17 protein-coding genes are annotated in these 17060 nt (G+C 72.9%); 7 read left to right on the forward strand and 10 right to left on the reverse strand.

The annotated features are described in order from the left end of the window. The first annotated feature begins 172 nt into the window (after positions 1-172). Positions 173-1414 carry a GDSL-type esterase/lipase family protein gene (locus ACO229_RS11960; protein WP_423465065.1) on the forward strand — a complete coding sequence of 414 codons (1242 nt, stop codon included), beginning with the start codon at positions 173-175 and terminating at the stop codon, positions 1412-1414. Positions 1415-1514: 100 nt separating this feature from the next. Here the strand turns inward: ACO229_RS11960 and ACO229_RS11965 are convergent, their stop codons facing one another. From ACO229_RS11965 to ACO229_RS11980, 4 genes are all read right to left on the reverse strand, one after another. Further along, positions 1515-2384 (reverse strand): SDR family NAD(P)-dependent oxidoreductase, encoded by an 870-nt coding sequence (locus ACO229_RS11965; RefSeq protein ID WP_397432491.1) that lies wholly within the window; start codon positions 2382-2384, stop codon positions 1515-1517. Then, positions 2377-4935: a phenylalanine--tRNA ligase subunit beta gene (gene pheT, locus ACO229_RS11970; RefSeq protein ID WP_397432490.1), complete on the reverse strand. Its 2559-nt coding sequence runs from the start codon at positions 4933-4935 to the stop codon at positions 2377-2379. Before pheT ends, ACO229_RS11965 begins: the two co-directional genes overlap by 8 nt. Position 4936: 1 nt before the next feature. Beyond that, positions 4937-6004 (reverse strand): phenylalanine--tRNA ligase subunit alpha, encoded by a 1068-nt coding sequence (gene pheS / locus ACO229_RS11975; protein ID WP_397432489.1) that lies wholly within the window; start codon positions 6002-6004, stop codon positions 4937-4939. 351 nt (positions 6005-6355) lie between these two features. Next, positions 6356-7003 (reverse strand): TetR/AcrR family transcriptional regulator, encoded by a 648-nt coding sequence (locus ACO229_RS11980; protein WP_423465066.1) that lies wholly within the window; start codon positions 7001-7003, stop codon positions 6356-6358. Between the two features lie 157 nt (positions 7004-7160). Between ACO229_RS11980 and ACO229_RS11985 the strand changes: the two genes are divergently transcribed. After that, complete coding sequence (locus tag ACO229_RS11985) at positions 7161-8135, forward strand: NADP-dependent oxidoreductase (RefSeq protein ID WP_423465067.1); 975 nt, start codon at positions 7161-7163, stop codon at positions 8133-8135. 36 nt (positions 8136-8171) lie between these two features. On the opposite strand, the gene thpR is transcribed toward ACO229_RS11985, so the two are convergent. The 6 genes from thpR to infC all read right to left on the reverse strand — a co-directional run bounded on the left by thpR (position 8172) and on the right by infC (position 11923). Continuing rightward, complete coding sequence (gene thpR, locus ACO229_RS11990) at positions 8172-8768, reverse strand: RNA 2',3'-cyclic phosphodiesterase (RefSeq protein WP_423465068.1); 597 nt, start codon at positions 8766-8768, stop codon at positions 8172-8174. Positions 8769-8821: 53 nt separating this feature from the next. After that, positions 8822-9262 (reverse strand): hypothetical protein, encoded by a 441-nt coding sequence (locus ACO229_RS11995; RefSeq protein WP_423465069.1) that lies wholly within the window; start codon positions 9260-9262, stop codon positions 8822-8824. 76 nt (positions 9263-9338) lie between these two features. After that, positions 9339-10184: a TrmH family RNA methyltransferase gene (locus ACO229_RS12000; protein ID WP_423465070.1), complete on the reverse strand. Its 846-nt coding sequence runs from the start codon at positions 10182-10184 to the stop codon at positions 9339-9341. A 35-nt stretch (positions 10185-10219) separates the two neighbouring features. Beyond that, complete coding sequence (gene rplT / locus ACO229_RS12005; RefSeq protein WP_108490904.1) at positions 10220-10603, reverse strand: 50S ribosomal protein L20; 384 nt, start codon at positions 10601-10603, stop codon at positions 10220-10222. A 65-nt stretch (positions 10604-10668) separates the two neighbouring features. Next, positions 10669-10863, reverse strand: coding sequence for a 50S ribosomal protein L35 (rpmI, locus tag ACO229_RS12010; protein WP_119137562.1), 195 nt, complete (start codon positions 10861-10863; stop codon positions 10669-10671). Positions 10864-10960: 97 nt separating this feature from the next. Further along, complete coding sequence (gene infC / locus ACO229_RS12015; protein WP_397432540.1) at positions 10961-11923, reverse strand: translation initiation factor IF-3; 963 nt, start codon at positions 11921-11923, stop codon at positions 10961-10963. 326 nt (positions 11924-12249) lie between these two features. On the opposite strand from infC, the gene ACO229_RS12020 reads away from it, so the two are divergent. The 5 genes from ACO229_RS12020 (at position 12250) to ACO229_RS12040 (ending at position 17028) form a co-directional block, all read left to right on the forward strand. Then, positions 12250-12678 (forward strand): Fur family transcriptional regulator, encoded by a 429-nt coding sequence (locus tag ACO229_RS12020; RefSeq protein ID WP_397432481.1) that lies wholly within the window; start codon positions 12250-12252, stop codon positions 12676-12678. Between the two features lie 62 nt (positions 12679-12740). Then, entirely contained in the window at positions 12741-14189 is a 1449-nt protein-coding gene (locus ACO229_RS12025; protein ID WP_397432480.1) for a catalase, read from the forward strand. 309 nt (positions 14190-14498) lie between these two features. Then, a complete protein-coding gene (locus tag ACO229_RS12030; RefSeq protein ID WP_423465071.1) occupies positions 14499-15497 on the forward strand; it encodes a glycosyl hydrolase family 18 protein in 999 nt (332 codons plus the stop codon). A 359-nt stretch (positions 15498-15856) separates the two neighbouring features. Beyond that, positions 15857-16468, forward strand: a complete 612-nt coding sequence (locus ACO229_RS12035; RefSeq protein WP_423465072.1) for an NADPH-dependent FMN reductase — start codon at positions 15857-15859, stop codon at positions 16466-16468. Then, entirely contained in the window at positions 16465-17028 is a 564-nt protein-coding gene (locus ACO229_RS12040; protein WP_397432476.1) for a flavin reductase family protein, read from the forward strand. The genes ACO229_RS12035 and ACO229_RS12040 overlap by 4 nt, the downstream gene beginning before the upstream one ends. The last annotated feature ends 32 nt before the right edge of the window (positions 17029-17060 follow it).

Genomic DNA, 17060 nt, shown 5'->3' on the forward strand with positions numbered 1-17060 from the left:
GGCCAGCAAAAAGTCACCCGGAAAGGCATGACAGCGTTGACAGTCGGTTGCCCGGGTCCTAGGTTCCGTCTGGCGGGGGGGCGCGTACAGCCACCACGCCGTGTTCTCGATCAATGACGACTCGAGCAGCGAAGCGGGTGGACCGATGGTGTTCCGAGACCTTGCACGAACCTTGATCACGCTCCTGACGGCGACCGGGGTCGCCGTCGGTGGCAGTGTCACGGCGGGTGCGTCCGCGCACGACGCCGACGAGTGGTCGACCGCGTGGACGCAGTCGCAGCAGCGCGCCTCGGGGCTGAGCCCGGAGACGTTCCAGAACAGATCAGTCCGGGTCGTGACCCGGCTGACGCAGGGCGGTCCGGCCCTGCGCGTGCGGCTGCAGAACCAGTTCGGCAGCGAGCCCCTGGTCGTGGACGCCACGACCGCAGGACTGAGCGCCGGGGGTGCCGCCGTCCGTCCCGAGAGCATCCGGACGGTCACCTTCGGCGGTTCGGCCTCGGTGTCGATCCCGGCCGGCGGCGAGGTCTGGAGCGATCCGGTGCAGCTGGCGACGTCGGCCATGGACGACCTGGCCGTGAGCTTCTACCTGGCGAACCCGACCCGGATGATGCTGCACGACCTGGCCGGGCGCACCAACTACTTCTCGGCGCCGGGCGGCGGGAACACGACCGCCGACACGTCGGGCGGTGCCTTTCCCGAGTCGCACGGCTGGACCTACCTGGTCAGTGCCGTGGACGTGCTCGGCCCCGACGTGGCCGGCACGGTGGTCGCCTACGGCAGCTCGGTGGTGGACGGCGTGGGCGCGGACAACTGCGGCGTCGGCTGCCCGCCGCCGCCCGTCTTCCAGCGCTGGACCGACACGCTCGCGCAGCGGGTGGTGGACGAGCTCCCGCCCGACCGTCAGGTGGCCGTCGTCAACGAGGGCATCTCCGGGACGACGGCGGCCCCGGCGTGCGGCAGCGGCGGGCTGGACGGTGTCTCGCGCCTGGACCGCGACGTGCTGGCGCTGCACGACGTGCGGGCGGTCATCTACTACTACGGGACCAACGACATCGCGAACAACTGCAGCGCCGAGACGATCCTCGCGGCCTACCGGGACACGTTCGCCCGTCTGCGCGCGGCCGGGATCAAGGTGTTCGTCACGCCGATCACGCCGCGGCCCGGCTACACGGCCGAGCAGAACGCGCGGCGCGCCGTCGTGAACGAGTTCGTCCGGGCCGGCGGCAACTGCTCGGGCACGTGCGACGGGGTCTTCGACTTCGACGCCGTGCTGCGGGACCCGCAGAACCCGAACTCCATCTACCCGCCGTACGACACGGGCGACGGGGTCCACGCGAACATCGCCGGGCAGACCGCGATCGCCCGGTCGGTGCCGCTCGGTCGCCTCTGGCGCGCGATGCTCGCCGGCCGCTGACGGCCGAGGGGCCGTCGCCCTTCCCGTGCTGGGAAGGGCGACGGCCCCTCGTGCCGGGAAGGGCGCCAGCCCCTCACCTACCGACGTCCGGTGCGGCCGGTCAGCGTCCCGTGAGGGCCTGCGTCAGCGGGTCGTCGCTGCCCGCCGGCAGCACCCGGAGCCGTCGCGCCGTCGCCGCCGTCCCCTCGGCCGCCACCTGCGCGGCCCGTTCCCTGAGCGACGCCGGGGTGTCGTCCGACACCCGCAGGAACCACCCGGAGCACGCGTCGAGCTCACCGGCCGCGATGGCGTTCACGACGTCCGTCACGCGCTCGACCGGGGTCCAGTCGGTGCGCCCCTGGTGCAGGGTCATGCCCGTCGACATGTCGGTCCGCACCACGCCGGGAGCGAGCTCGAAGACCCGCAGGCCGTGCCGGAACCCGTCGTCGTGGAGGTTCGCCCCCAGGCGGAGCAGGGCGGTCTTGCTCGCGTTGTACGCCGAGCTGCCGCCGCGCATCTCGTGGGAGCTCGCACCCGAGGCCAGGTCGACGACGCGCCCGCCGCCGCGGGCGATCATGCCGGGCACCACGCAGCGGTCGAAGAGGAACGGCCCGCGGACGTTGGTCTCGAACACCGACCACCACTCGTCCGGGTCGGCCTCCCACAGCGGGTGCTCGGACTCGAGCGCGCCCGCGTTGTTGACCAGCAGGTCGATCGACCCGAGCGCGCTCTCCACCTGGTCGACCGCGGCGCGCACCGCCGCGGCGTCGGCGACGTCGGCGGTCGCCTCGACCGCCGTCACGCCGAGCGCACGCACCTCGGCCGCGACGGACCGCAGCCGGTCCGCGTCCCGCGCGAGCAGGGCGACGTCCAGCCCTGCCCGCGCGAGACCCAGTGCGATCTCCCGGCCGATCCCGCGCGAGGCGCCGGTGACGAGCGCTGTCCGCGCCGGCGGCACCGGGGTGTCGGCAGTGCGGTCCGGCTCAGCCACGCAGCACCGCTCCGACCCGCTCCGCGGCCGACGCCACGACGGCGTCGCGCACCGCGCGGACCTCCTGGGCGGACAGGGTCCGGTCCGCGGCCCGCAGCCGGAGCGAGTAGGCGAGGGACTTCTGCCCCGCGCCCACCTGCTCGCCCGTGAAGACGTCGAACAACGCCACCTCTTCCAGCAGGTCGCCGGCGCCGGCCACGATGGCCGCCCGCACGGCCTCGGCCGGGACGGCACCGTCGACCACGAACGCGAAGTCCTCCTTGGCGGCCGGGAACGCCGAGACGGGTGTCGCCGCGACGGGCTCCCCCGACGCCGCGCCGACCAGGACGGTCAGGTCCACCTCGAACGCCGCCGCGCGGGCCGGTAGCCCGAGCGCCTCGACGACCTTGGGGTGCAGCTCACCGGCGTGACCGACCACCGTGCCGTCCGTCAGCTCCAGCCGCGCGCAGCGTCCCGGGTGCCACGGCATCCGGTCCGTGTCCGGGACCACGACGACCTCGGCCCCGGCCCGCTCGGCCACCAGGCGAGCGGCCGCGAGGGCGTCCTCCCAGCCCGCGGCGCGACCCGCGCCCCACCAGCCGGCGAGCTCGCGCCGGCCGGTCAGGACGCCCGCGACCTGCCGCGGCTGGTCCGGGACTGCGGCCGCGAGGGCCGCGAGCTGCTCGTCGGTGGGCCGGACGCCCCCGGGCAGCGCCGGCGCCGCGGGGGCGCCGGGCGTCGGACGCGTGACCAGGCCGATCTCGTACACGGCGAGGTCGGTCAGACCGCGCGACACGTTGCGGCGCACCGTGTCGAGCAGGGTGACCAGCAGGTTCGTCCGCATGAGCGGCTTGTCGTCGGCCATCGGGTTGGCGAGCCGGAGCGAGGCGCGCCGCTCGTCGTCGGCCGCCAGCCCCAGGGCGTCGTACTCGGGCGTGCCGACGAACGGGTAGCTGAGCGTCTCGACGAAGCCCGCCTCGGCGAGCGAGCGGGCGACCGAGCGGCGGATGCGCTGCTCGGCGGTGAGCCCGCGGCCGCCCGGGGCGGACGGGAGCACCGACGGCACCTGGTCGTAGCCCTGGATGCGCACGACCTCCTCGACCAGGTCTGCCGGGCCGGCCAGGTCGGGCCGCCACGTGGGCGGGGTGACCGTGAGCACGCTCTCGCCGGCGGGCTCGACCGTCGCGCCGATCTCCTCGAGCGTGCTGCGTACCTGCTCGGGCGTGTACGACACGCCCGAGAGCCGCGTGGGCTCGGAGACCTTGAGCTCGATGGGCTGCGGCCGGGACGCTGCGGTCTCGTCGAGGTCGCTCACGGCCGGGTCGGCGGTTCCGCCGCCCAGCTCGACCAGGAGGTCGACCACGCGCTGCGCCGCGACCGGCGGCAGGAGCGGGTCGACGCCGCGCTCGAACCGCTTGGCCGCCTCGCTGGACAGCTTGTGCCGGCGCGAGGTGCGGGCGACCGTGATCTGGTCGAAGTGGGCCGCCTCGACGAGCACGTCCGTCGTGGTGTCGCTGACCTCCGAGGAGGCCCCGCCCATCACGCCTGCGAGGCCCAGCACCCGGCTGCCCGCACCGTCGGGCGAGTCGGTGATCAGCAGGTCCTCGGCGTCCAGGGCGCGGTCGACGTCGTCCAGCGTGGTGAGGCGCTCGCCCGGCGCGGCCCGGCGGACCAGGATCGGTGCCGCGACCTTGGCCAGGTCGTAGGCGTGCAGCGGCTGCCCGAGGTCGAGCATCACGTAGTTCGTGACGTCGACCGCCAGCGAGATGGAGCGCATGCCGGAGCCCTCGAGGCGGTGCTTCATCCACGCGGGCGTGGGCGCGGCGGGGTCGATGCCGCGCACGATGCGCGTCACGAACCGGTCGCAGCCCACGACGCCGTTGATCGGCGCGTCGTCCTGCACCCGCACCTCGAACCCGTCCGGGGTCGCGGCTGGCTCGGTGCCCGTGGGCAGGCCGCGGTCGGTGAACTTCGCACCCGTGGAGTGGGCGTACTCGCGTGCCACGCCGCGGTAGCTGAACGCGTAGCCGCGGTCGGGGGTCACGTTGATCTCCAGGACCTCGTCGCCGAGGCCGAGGAGCGCGATCGCGTCCTGCCCCGGAGTGAGGTCCGCGGCGTCGAAGCCGTTGCGGGTCAGGACGAGGATGCCGTCGTGGTCCTCCCCGATGCCGAGCTCGCGCACCGAGCAGATCATGCCGTCGGACACGTGCCCGTACGTCTTGCGCGCGGCGATCGGGAACGGGCCGGGCAGCACCGTCCCGGGCAGCGCGACCACGACATGGTCGCCCACGGCGAAGTTGTGCGCGCCGCAGACGATGCCCCGCGCACCCTGCTCGTCGTTGTGCTCCGGCCCGACGTCGACCCGGCACCAGTTGATCGTCTTGCCGTTCTTCTGCGGCTCGGGGGTCATCTCGAGCACGCGGCCCACCACGAGGGGGCCGGTCACGGCCGCCCCGTGGATCGCCTCCTCCTCCAGCCCCACCTTCACGAGGTCCGCGGCGAGCTGCTCGGCGGTCAGGTCAGCGGGCAGCTCGACGTGGTCCGCGAGCCAGTCCTTCACGATGAGGGGCACTTCAGATCTCCGTCCCGAACTGGGTGGAGAAGCGCACGTCGCCCTCCACGATGTCGTGCATGTCCGCGATCGAGTGGCGCAGCATGAGCGTGCGCTCGATGCCCATGCCGAACGCGAACCCCGTGTACTCCTCCGGGTCGACGCCCGCGGCTCGCAGCACGTTCGGGTTGACCATGCCGCAGCCACCCCACTCGATCCAGCCGGCGCCACCCTTCTTCTGGGGGAACCACAGGTCCATCTCGGCGGACGGCTCGGTGAACGGGAAGAACGCCGGACGCAGGCGCGTCCTGGCCTCCGGGCCGAACATCGCCCGCGCGAACGCGTCCAGGGTGCCCACGAGGTTCGCCATGGTCAGCCCCTTGTCCACCGCGAGGCCCTCGACCTGGTGGAACACCGGGGTGTGGGTCTGGTCCAGCGCGTCCGTGCGGAACGTCCGCCCGGGGCAGGCGACGTACAGGGGCACGCCACGCTCCAGGAGCGAACGCGCCTGGACGGGGGACGTGTGGGTGCGCAGCACGAGGTTCGACTCGGCGCCGTCCTGGCCGGCGACGTAGAACGTGTCCTGCATCTGCCGTGCCGGGTGGTCGGGCCCGAAGTTCAGCGCGTCGAAGTTGAACCACTCGGCCTCGACCTCGGGCCCGTCGGCGATCTCCCAGCCGAGGCCCACGAAGAAGTCCGCGATGCGCTCCTGGACCAGCTCGATCGGGTGCCGCGCGCCCGCCGTCGTACGCCGGACCGGGAGGGTGACGTCGACCGTCTCCTCCACGAGGACGCGGGCGTCACGCTCGGCCTCGAGCTCCGCCTGCCGCGACGCGATCGCCTGGTTGATCCTGCCGCGCCGCGGGCCGACCAGCTTGCCGGCCTTCGCCTTGTCAGGGCCGGGCAGCGCGCCGATGCCCCGGTTGGCGAGGGCCAGGGCGCTGCGGTCCCCGGTGTGCTGGGTGCGGACGGACTTCAGGGCGTCGAGGTCGCCCGCCTGGGCGATGTCGTCGAGGGCCGCCTTGACCGCGGCGTCGAGCGCCGCCTCGTCCAGCGGATCGATGGGTGCCTTCTCTTCGGGCGTGGACATGCTTGCCTTCCTGGCGGATTCGGGAGCCGGCGCCGCCCCCTGCCCGGGGACCCGTACCGGCATCTGAAGTCTAGGTGCCCGCCAGGGCTCAGGACGCGTTGTCCACAGGGCAGCTCAGTGCCCGCGCGCAGCGGTGGCCGCGCAGCCCGTGGCGGGCTGCGTAAATCGGCGGGTCAACGGCTGCATGCCGTCATCATTCCATGCCCCCTCGGCGGCCGGCAACGTGGTTCCCGTGGTGCGGTCGCGCAGCGCTTGGCACACTTTTTCGAGTGTCAGCGGCTCGGCGTAGCGTCTGCGATGTCGCCACGGCCGGGGCGGCCCTGGTCCCGGTCGTGGCGACGGCACGCCGAGCTACCCCCGTGCGAAGGAGCGGAGAAAATGTCCCACCACACGCTGAGCGGGAACCCACGGGTCCGTCCGGGTGGCCGCCACGCCGTCCACCGCGTCCAGCAGGATCCGCACGTCGTCGATGCCCACGTCGTCCCTGAGCGGGCCGCTCCGCGCACGGTCCAGCAGCTCACCGAGCCGCGCCTCGGTGGTCGCGACGTGCCGCGCCACCTCGTCCGGGTACGCCTCCGCGAAGGGGGCGGCGCAGCTCCGGCTCGCCACCCGGAGCGCAGCCAGCCGCCGGAGCCCGCCGGACAGACCGTGCCACGGGTCCGGATCGCCGAGCGCCGCGTCCAGGACCCGCTCGTACTCGGCGGCCGCCTCGGACGTGAGCGCCTTGATCAGGTCGTGCTTGGTCGGGAAGTGCCGGTAGAGCGTGGCCGTACCCACGCCCGACCGGCGCGCGACGACAGCCATCGGCACGTCGAGCCCGCTTGCCCGGAACGACGAGTGCGCCACGTCGACGATGCGACGGCGGTTGCGCCCGGCGTCGCGCCGCGGCCGGCCGCCGCGCCCACCGGCCGGTCCACCGGCCGGTCCACCGGCCGGACCGCCGACCGCTCCGGCCGCCGGCGCCACGCCTGGCGCAGGGCCGATCCGATAGGAGCTCATGTCAATGCCTCTCGTTTCCGGTCCGCCACGGACTCCCGTCCCCGGACCTCGACGTTGCCGCGGGAGCTGACGTCGCCCCGAGCCACCTGACCGGACCAACCCCGACGGTGCTCGATCCCATCCCGGCGGCGTCACGACCGACAGGAGGAAGAGACAGATGACTTCGATGCGCGCCGTCCGGTTCCACGAGTACGGCTCCCCCGACGTGCTCCGGCTCGACCGGGTGCCCGTGCCCGTCCCCGGCGCCGGCGAGGTGCTCGTCCGCGTCCACGCGGCCGGCCTCGGCGGCGGGGAGCTGCCCATCCGGGCCGGCACGATGGGTGACCTGCTCCCGACCACCCTCCCGCAGGGTATCGGCGGCGAGTTCACGGGTCGGGTGGCCGCCGTCGGCACCGATGTGTCCCGGACGCAGGTGGGGCAGGCGGTATGGGGCGTGATGCCGCACTTCACGTTCGGCAGCGCCGCCGACTACGTGGCCGTCCCCGAGGACCGGCTCGCGCCGGCGCCCGCCGGGACGAGCCTGATCGAGGCGGCCGCGCTCCCGTCGTCCGGTACCACGGTGCTCACCGCGCTGGTCGACCGGGCCGCGCTGCGGCCCGGCGAGCGACTGCTCGTCCGGGGCGCCAGCGGCGGGGCAGGGAGCGTGGCGGTGCAGCTGGGTGCAGCGCTCGGCGCACACGTCACCGCGCTCGCCGGGGCGTCCAGCCTCGCCTGGGTCGGCGGGCTGGGCGCCGACGAGACCCACGACTACCGCACCACGCGCCCCGCCGACCTGGGCCGGTTCGACGTCGTGCTGGACCTGGTGGGCACGGACCTCGAGACCTACGGCGCGCTGGTCGGCCCCGGTGGCCGGTTCCTGCCCCTCGCACTCGGGCGCACCGATCCCGCGGCCTCGGCCGCCGCGGTGCTGGCCGCACAGGAGCGGAACCCGGGCCAGGTCCTGGCGTTCAGCAACGACCCGACCCGGGCACAGATCGAGGAGCTGACCCGGTACACCGAGTCGGGCGCCGTCCGGCCGTACGTCGACGAGACGTTCCCTCTCGAGCAGGCGGCAGCCGCCCAGTCACGACTCGAACGCGGCGGCGTCAAGGGAAAGATCGTGCTCGTCACGGGGGCGACCGACGACCAGTGACCGGCCGGTGACCCGGCGCCGGCCGAGGACCGGCGCTCAGCCCTCGAGCGGCCAGGTCTCCACGACGTCGTAGCGCGGACCGCCCTGGGGGCCTTCTCCCGGGTGCGACTCGACGAGCGCGAAGGAGTCCGCCGTCCACCCCGGTCCCGCGTAGACCGACAGGGTCTGGGCGGCGGGCTCCAGCACCGACCGCGGCTCGCCGCCGGCCCGCTTGCCCCAGCGGTCCCGGCCTCGCGGCGGCCTGACCTGACCGGCACGCGCCCGCGCGACCGTGACCTGCGCGCGGTGCGGCTTGACGTCGTCGGGCACCTCGCGGGGTGAGGCAGCCAGGCAGTCGGTGGCCAGCTCCTTCAGCACGTCCGTCGCGCCGTCGACGCCGATCCACAGGACCCGTGCCCCGAAGGAGCCGGCGCCGCGGAGCCGGAGGTCGATGGGTGCGTGCTTGCGGGCCACGACGGCCAGGTCCTCGCGCAGCTCGGGCACCGTCCCCTCGGGCAGGTCCGCGTAGAACGCGAGCGTGATGTGCAGGTTCTCGCGGGGCACCCAGCGCGGGGAGGCCGGCACGCCGTCGAGCGCGAGCCCGAGGTGGTCAAGGACGCTCTGGGGCGGGACCACCGCCGTGAACAACCGCACACGACGATCCTAGGCGCCCGTCCTGATCCCCCGGTAGCGGATATCGCGCGGGCCTACCTCCTCCGGCGGCGGGACACCGCCCAGGCGACCGCGGCGGCCACGAGCACGAGGGCCACCTGACCCCCGAGCACGATCCGGTTCACGTCCACGGCCGGGACCCAGCGCACCCCCTGGTCGTCGACGGCGAAGGCGCCCGCGGGCTCGGCGTGCCGGCCGAAGCCGAGGCCGCCACCGCCGCCCTCGGCCGCGGCGACGCTGTCCCCGGTCGCACCGGCCTCGGTCTCGGCTCGATCCTCGGCCTCCTCCTCGCGGCGCTCCGGGTCGCCCCCGGGCTCGCTCCCGCCGCCTCCTCCGGCGCCACCGCCGGAGGACACCCGAGCGGCCGGGACGACGAGCACGCCGTCGCGCTCGACCGGCTCGCCGTACACCTGGCGTACGCCGAACGACTCGGCCACGGCCTCGCTGATGCGGCTCAGATCAGGGATGTACCTCATCCGACCACGGTAGGCGAGGGCCGCCCGGCGCGACACGGGCCGCGCAAACCTCACCCGGTGCGTGGGCGTCCGGGCGTCAGCGCTGGGCGCGGCTGCTCGCGTACAGGCAGACCGTCGCGGCGGTCGCCAGGTTGAGCGACTCGGCACGGCCCCGGATGGGCACCCGGACGACGGCGTCCGCCAGCGCCCGGCCCGCCTCGGGCAGGCCCCAGGCCTCGTTGCCGAACACCCAGGCGGTGGGCCCGGCAAGGTCCGGCGCGGCGCCGCTCCCGGCGTCGTCGAGCAGCTCGTCGAGGTCGAGCGGCCCGGCGCCGTCCGCGGCCAGGACGTGGCACCCCGCGGCGCGCAGCGCAGCGAGCGCGTCCTCCAGCGTGACGCCGGTGACGACGGGGAGGTGGAACAGTGACCCGGCCGTGGACCGGACCACCTTGGGGTTGTGCACGTCGACGCTCTCGCCGGCGAGGACCACGAGGTCCGCACCCGCGGCGTCGGCGGCGCGGATCACGGTGCCCGCGTTCCCGGGGTCACGGACCGCGGCCAGGACGGCCACGAGCAGCGGCCGTCCGGCGCGCGCGGAATCCCGCGCGGCCAGCGCCTCGTCCACGGTCAGGCCGGCCGGCCGCACGACGGCGAGGACGCCCTGGGCGTCGGGGCTCATCGCGTCCAGCACCTCGGCTGTGCCGATGTGCAGGAACAGGCCCGCCGCGCGCACGTCGGCCACGATCTCGGCGTACCGCGACGCGGCCGCAGGCGTCAGGTACACGTCACGGACCGAGCCGGGCACGTGACGCACCGCCTCGCGAACCCCCTGGGGGCCCTCGACGAGGAACTGCCCGTGCCGGGAGCGCGCCGAACGCCCGGACAGTGCTCGCACCTGCCTGACCCGGTCTGCTCGCGGGTTCGCGAGCGTCACGTCAGGCACCGGCACCGTCCGGGCGTCCGGGATGTTGCTCAACCTCAGGCAGCGGCCGGCGCGTTGACATCCGCCGGCAGCGCGTCCTTGGCGACCTGGACGAGGGCGTTGAACGCCGCCACGTCGTTGACCGCGAGTTCGGCGAGCATGCGACGGTCGACCTCGACACCAGCGGCCTTGAGGCCCTGGATGAGGCGGTTGTAGGTCAGACCCTGCGCGCGGGACGCAGCGTTGATGCGCTGGATCCACAGCTTGCGGAAGTCGCCCTTGCGCGCCTTCCGGTCCCGGTAGGCGTAGACGAGCGAGTGGGTGACCTGCTCCTTCGCCTTCCGGTAGAGGCGCGAACGCTGGCCGCGGTAACCGGCGGCGCGCTCAAGGGTTGTACGGCGCTTCTTCTGGGCATTGACTGCCCGCTTCACGCGTGCCACGTGAGACTCCTTGTACTTCGGGGCTGGAAGGGTTCCGGGCGGCGCCGGTCAGGCGCACGCCGAGGTCACTTACCGAGCAGCTTCTTGATCTTCTTGACGTCGGCCGGGGCGACGACCTGGTCCATGGCCAGACGACGCGTACGACGGCTGGACTTGTGCTCGAGGTAGTGGCGGGCGTTGGTCTGCTCGCGCATGACCTTGCCGCTACCCGTGACCCGGAACCGCTTCTTGGAGCCGGAGTGCGTCTTGTTCTTCGGCATGACTGCCGTCTCTCCTCATGTCGGTCGACCGCTGCTGGAGCGGCGACGTGTACCGAGGCCGGTAAGCCGGCCCGGTGTCGTTGTGGTCTGGGCGACCTCAGCCGGCCTTGCGCGGGGCGCGCGGCTTGGGGGCCGCGGGCTTCGGCACCGGCTTGGGGGTCGGAGCAGGCTTGGGCGCCGCCTTGGCCGCAGGCTTCGCGGCCGGCTTGGGCGCTGCCTTGGCGGCCGGCTTCGGTGCCACCGGAGCGGCCTCCTCGGCGACGGGCGCCTCGTCCGCGGCCGGCTCCTCGACGGGCTCCGGTGCGACGGGCGCAGCGGGCTCCTCGACAGGCTCCGGTGCGGCGACCGCGACCGGCTCCTCGACGGGGGCCTCGACCGTCTCGGTGACCTGGTCCTCGGCGAGCTCCTCGGCCTCGGGCGACTCCGCCGCACGGGCCTGGGCCTTGGCCTCGGACTTGGTCATGCGGCCCGCGTTGATCTCCGTAGCGCGCTTGCGCTGCTCGACCTTGGCGTCCGCCTTCTTCTTGACCGGCCCGAGGACCATGGTCATGTTGCGGCCGTCCTGCTTCGGCATCGACTCGACGAAGCCGAGCTCCGACACGTCCTCCGCGAGGCGCTCGAGCAGACGACGGCCCATCTCCGGGCGTGACTGCTCACGACCACGGAACATGATCATGACCTTGACCTTGTCCCCGGCCGAGAGGAAGCGCTCGACGTGGCCCTTCTTGGTGCCGTAGTCGTGCGGGTCGATCTTGAGGCGGAACCGGATCTCCTTGAGAACCGTGTTCGCCTGGTTGCGCCGCGCCTCTCGCGCCTTCATGTCGGACTCGTACTTGAACTTACCGAAGTCCATGAGCTTGGCGACGGGCGGGCGGGCGTCCGGCGCGACCTCGACGAGGTCGAGGTCAGCGTCCTGGGCGAGCTTCAGGGCGACCGCCGTGGCAACCACGCCGACCTGCTCCCCGCCAGGGCCGATGAGACGGACCTCGGGGACACGGATCCGGTCGTTGATGCGAGGCTCGGTGATGGTGATGCTCCTCAGAAGTCGTTGATTGACCACCAGGAACGGGAAATGGCCCCCGCCCTGAACACAGGTGGAGGCCATCACGAGGAAAGGATGCGTCGGCTTGTTATCCAAGCCTCGACACCCGACCAAGGACCCGGCCTCTGTCGGCACCTTGCGGCGCTCTGTCGTGACTCGGGTGGGATGGGATCCACTTTGCGCACCCGGCTCGCACCGGGTCGGTCGTGGGTACACGGTACCAGCAGCACGAGACCGATCGCCAGACGGACCGGTGTGAGGTCGGCCGCTCCGGTTTTCACCGGGCGAAACCGGTGCCACCGCTCAACTGGAATCATTCCAGTTTAGGGTCTAGGGTCGTGGTCATGACGTCGACCACCCCCGCCGCAGCGACGCCCGAGGACCTCCTCCGCGGTGCCGGCCTGCGCGTCACCGCTGCCCGCGTGGCGGCGCTGCACGCGGTGGGCGACCGGCAGCACGCCACGGCCGACGACGTCCTCGGCTCCGTCCGCTCCGAGATCGGCACCGTGTCCGTCCAGGCGGTCTACGACGTGCTGCACGCACTGACCGACGCCGGTCTCCTGCGCCGGATCGAGCCTGCCGGGCACCCGGCGCGCTACGAGCGTCGCACCGGGGACAACCACCACCACGTCGTGTGCCGCTCGTGCGGCGCCATCGGCGACGTGGACTGCTCGGTCGGCCACGCCCCGTGCCTGGCCCCGAGCAACGACCACGGGTTCGTGGTCGAGACCGCCGAGGTCACCTACTGGGGCCTGTGCCCCGACTGCCGCTGAGACGTCATGACCCGCCGGACCCCGCAAGAACCCCCGCAAGCAGCACAGGAAGGCACGTCTGAATGACTACTCCCTACACCACCACGCAGACCGGCACCCCGGTCGCCAGCGACGCGCACTCGCTGACGGTCGGCGCCGACGGCGCCACGGTCCTGCACGACCGCTACCTGGTCGAGAAGCTCGCCCAGTTCAACCGCGAGCGCATCCCGGAGCGCATCGTGCACGCCAAGGGCGGCGGCGCCTTCGGTGAGTGGGAGATCACGGGTGACGTGTCGCAGTACACGCGCGCCGCCGCCTTCCAGCCCGGCGCAAAGGGCGAGGTGGCGCTGCGCTTCTCGTCCGTGGCCGGCGAGATGGGCTCCCCCGACACCTGGCGCGACGTGCGCGGTTTCGCCCTGCGCTTCTACACGACCGAGGGCAACCTCGACATCGTCGGCAACAACACGCCGGTGTTCTTCATCCGCGACGCGATCAAGTTCCCGGACTTCATCCACTCGCAGAAGCGCCTGCCGTGGTCGGGTCTGCGCGACGCCGACATGCAGTGGGACTTCTGGACCCTGTCGCCGGAGTCGGCGCACCAGGTCACCTACCTCATGGGCGACCGTGGCCTGCCGGCCTCGTGGCGCGAGCTGAACGGCTACGGCTCGCACACCTACCTGTGGACCAACGCCGCCGGCGAGAAGTTCTGGGTCAAGTACCACTTCATCTCCCGTCAGGGCGTGAAGTTCCTCAGCAACGAGGAGGCGGAGAAGATCGCCGGCGCGGACGCGGACTACTACCGCCGCGACCTGTACGAGGCCATCGAGCGCGGCGACAACCCGGTCTGGGACATCAAGGTCCAGGTCATGCCGTACGAGGACGCGAAGACGTACCGGTTCAACCCGTTCGACCTGACCAAGGTCTGGCCGCACGCCGACTACCCGCTGATCCACTTCGGCCACTTCACGCTGAACCGGAACCCGAAGAACCACTTCGCGGAGATCGAGCAGATCGCCCTGTCGCCGGCCAACCAGGTCCCGGGCACGGACATCTCGCCCGACAAGATGCTGATGGCCCGCGTGTTCTCCTACCCGGACGCGCAGCGCTACCGCGTGGGCACCAACTACCAGTCGGTGCCGGTGAACCAGCCGCACGCCGCCCCCGTGTACAACTACTCGCAGGACGGCTCGCAGCGCCACCACTTCAACGAGGTGGGCACGCCCAACTACGCGCCGAACTCGTTCGGCGGCCCCGTCGCCGACCCGGCCCGCGGGCACGACGGCGCCTGGGAGTCGGACGGCGAGCTGGTCCGCACCGCCGCCACGCTGCACAGCGAGGACGGCGACTTCGTCCAGCCGGGCATGCTCTACCGCGAGGTCTACGACGACGGCGCCAAGGCCCGTCTGCTGGAGACCCTGACCGGCCAGGGCCAGTCGATCACGGTCGACGAGATCCGCGAGCGCTTCTTCCAGTACTGGACGAACGTCGACGCCGAGCTGGGCGCCAAGCTGCGCGCCGCCGTCGCCGCCTGACGCAGTCGCGGTTGCACGACACCGAGGCCGGGCTCCCCACGAGGGGAGGCCCGGCCTCGGCCGTTCTCCGGCAGCAGCGGCATTGAGCGGCATTGAGCGGCGTAGCAGGCCGGACGCGACCGGAACATGGCACGTCGCGGCCGTCTGCGGCCTGCTGAATGCGGCTCAGCTCGCGGTATGAGGGATTTCCACCGGGGTGACGGCCGGTGCTTGTCCGGGGAGTCCGACCCCGGATAGCGTCCCGGGGTGCTCCACAGCGCTTCGCCGCCGTCCGAGATGCCCACCGCACGCAGATCAAGGGAGCCCACGATGCACCGCTCGCTCGCCCGAATCGGCGCCGCCCTCGCGGCCGGCCTGCTGGCCCTGACCACCGCGGCCGGCCCCGCCGCCTCCGCACCGGCGCCCGGCCCCGCACCGGCGTCCGGCCCCGCACCGGCACCCGCCGAGGAACTGGAGCAGGCCCCGGCCACCGCCTCCCACCGGGTGCTGGCGTTCTACCAGACGATCTACGAGACCGGGTCGGACGGCGTGCGCCGGTACGTCGACCCCACGCCGCTGCTCGGCTCGGTCACCGACATGAACGTCGGCGCGATCCACCTCAACTCCGACGCGTCGCTCACGGTCAACGACATCCCCGCCGACCACGACGAGCTCGATGTCATGTGGGACGACCTGGCCACGATGCAGGACCAGGGCGTCACGGTCAGCGCGTTCCTCGGCGGGGCCGCGCCGGGCACCTACCGTTACCTGCGCGAGGACTTCGACCGGTTCTACCCCGTGCTGCGCGACTTCCTGCGCACGTACGGCCTGGACGGCGTCGACCTCGACATCGAGGAGACGTTCTCCCTGGCGGACACGGTGCACCTGATCGACGCGCTGCGCGCCGACTTCGGCGCGGACTTCATCGTGACCCTGACGCCCGTGGCGACCGACATGGCCGGACGGACGAGCTTCTCCGGTGGCTTCTCCTACGCCGAGCTGGAGCGCCAGGCGGGCGACCGGATCGACTGGTACAACACGCAGTTCTACTGCGGCTGGGGCGACCTGCGCACCACGACGGTCTACGACCAAATCCTCGCCAACGGCTTCACGCCGGACCGCGTGGTCGCCGGCACCGTCACCAACCCGGGCAACTGCAGCGGGTACGTGGACTGGCCCACCTTCGACGCGACGGTCGGCTCGCTCGTGGCGCAGCACGCGGACTTCGGCGGCGTCTTCGGCTGGGAGTACTTCAACTCCGTCGGGTACGACGGCGGCGCCCGGGAGACCTGGTTCTCGCACGCCGCGGACGTGGTGGCTGGTCGGTAGGACGTCAGCTGGTCGGTAGGACGTCAGCTGGTCGGCAAGAGGTCAGGTGGTCGGCAGCCCGGGCTGCCGACCACCTGACCTTTTGCCGACCAGCACGAGGGTGCCGCGGGCGGCGGCGCCCCGGGACGGCGGCTCGGGACGCCCCCGGGGGAGGCGCCTTCGGGAATCGGCGGGCGGCAGCGCGGGTTCTCCGGGGAGGGTACTCGGCCGGTGCGCGCCGTCCGCTGGCACGTCCCGGTCCGCATGGTGAGAAGTCCGGGCCTCCTCCTGGTCAACTCCGGATCTGCCGCCTATACCTCGCCACGACCAACCGCCCACCGCGCGACCACCGAGCTCAACACGTTGCGAGGAGCCCACGCATGACCTCACCGACCTCTCCGATCTCCGTCCCGCCCGCAGCCACGGTCGTGGTCCTCTCCGGGAACCCCCGTCCCGGGTCGCGCACGCTGCACGCCGCCGAGGTGGCGGCCCACGGCATCGCCACCCACCTCGGTATCGACGACGTCACCACGATCGACCTGGCCACGTTCGCCACCGAGATCCTGGCCCCCGAGCACCCGACGGCCGACGCGGCCAAGGAGCGCCTCGCGGACGCCACCGTCGCCGTGATCGCCACCCCCGTCTACAAGGCGGCGTACACCGGCCTGCTCAAGGCGTTCCTCGACCTGTACGGCAACGACGGCCTGGCCGGCGTGGTGGCCGTGCCGCTCGTGGTCTCGGGCAGCCCCGCACACGCGCTGGCCGGCGAGGTGCACCTGCGGCCCGTGCTCGTCGAGCTGGGCGCCGTGGTACCGACCCGCTCACTGACCGTCACCGAGGCGCAGCTCGCCGACCTGGACGGCGTCGTCGGCACGTGGCTGGCGGGCGCGGGCGAGCCGCTGCGTCGGGCGGCCGGGTTCGCCGTCGACCCGGACGGTGCGCCCGTCCGGGTGGGCGCAGGAGTGGGCAGCACGCAGGAGGTCGTGCGATGACCGCCGAGAACATCGACCTGTCCGCCCTGGAGGAGCTCTTGGCCCAGCAGGACGAGCCCCAGCTCAGCCCCGAGGAGTTCAAGACGGTCTTCCGCAACCACCCCGCGGGCGTCGCCGTCGTGGCGCTGCTGCACGAGGGCCGGCCCGTCGGCTTCACCGCCACGTCGGTGATCTCGGTGTCGGCCGCTCCCCCGCTGCTCGCCTTCTCCCTCGCCTCCACCTCCTCGTCCTGGCCCGCGATCTCCGAGGCGAGCACCCTTGCGGTCAGCTTCCTCGCCGACCATCAGGACGACGTCTCGGCCCGCTTCGCCACCAGCGGCATCGACCGCTTCGCGGACGGCGGCTGGACCCCCCTGCCCACGGGCGAGCCCGTGATCGACGGTGCCGTGTCCTGGTTCCGCGCGCGCGTGGTGCAGCGCACCCCGATCGGCGACAGCTACCTGGTCTCGCTGCGCGCCCTCGCGTCGAGCCTGACCAACGGTGGCAGCGAGCCCGACGCCTCACCGCTGGTCTACAAGAACCGCGCCTACCACCGCATCGGCGACGACACCGCGATCTGAGGGATCGCGCGTCCGGACCCGTCGCGCGCCCG

This window comes from Promicromonospora sp. MS192, from assembly GCF_049532985.1.
Lineage (GTDB): Bacteria > Actinomycetota > Actinomycetes > Actinomycetales > Cellulomonadaceae > Promicromonospora.

Excerpts from the sequence above, each read along its gene's own strand:
- pheS (WP_397432489.1), bottom strand. The coding sequence starts at position 6,004 with ATGTCCACGCCCGAAGAGAAGGCACCCATCGATCCGCTGGACGAGGCG.
- ACO229_RS11980 (WP_423465066.1), bottom strand. The coding sequence starts at position 7,003 with ATGAGCTCCTATCGGATCGGCCCTGCGCCAGGCGTGGCGCCGGCGGCC.
- ACO229_RS11985 (WP_423465067.1), top strand. The coding sequence starts at position 7,161 with ATGACTTCGATGCGCGCCGTCCGGTTCCACGAGTACGGCTCCCCCGAC.
- ACO229_RS11995 (WP_423465069.1), bottom strand. The coding sequence starts at position 9,262 with ATGAGGTACATCCCTGATCTGAGCCGCATCAGCGAGGCCGTGGCCGAG.
- rpmI (WP_119137562.1), bottom strand. The coding sequence starts at position 10,863 with ATGCCGAAGAACAAGACGCACTCCGGCTCCAAGAAGCGGTTCCGGGTC.
- ACO229_RS12020 (WP_397432481.1), top strand. The coding sequence starts at position 12,250 with ATGACGTCGACCACCCCCGCCGCAGCGACGCCCGAGGACCTCCTCCGC.
- ACO229_RS12025 (WP_397432480.1), top strand. The coding sequence starts at position 12,741 with ATGACTACTCCCTACACCACCACGCAGACCGGCACCCCGGTCGCCAGC.
- ACO229_RS12030 (WP_423465071.1), top strand. The coding sequence starts at position 14,499 with ATGCACCGCTCGCTCGCCCGAATCGGCGCCGCCCTCGCGGCCGGCCTG.
- ACO229_RS12035 (WP_423465072.1), top strand. The coding sequence starts at position 15,857 with ATGACCTCACCGACCTCTCCGATCTCCGTCCCGCCCGCAGCCACGGTC.
- ACO229_RS12040 (WP_397432476.1), top strand. The coding sequence starts at position 16,465 with ATGACCGCCGAGAACATCGACCTGTCCGCCCTGGAGGAGCTCTTGGCC.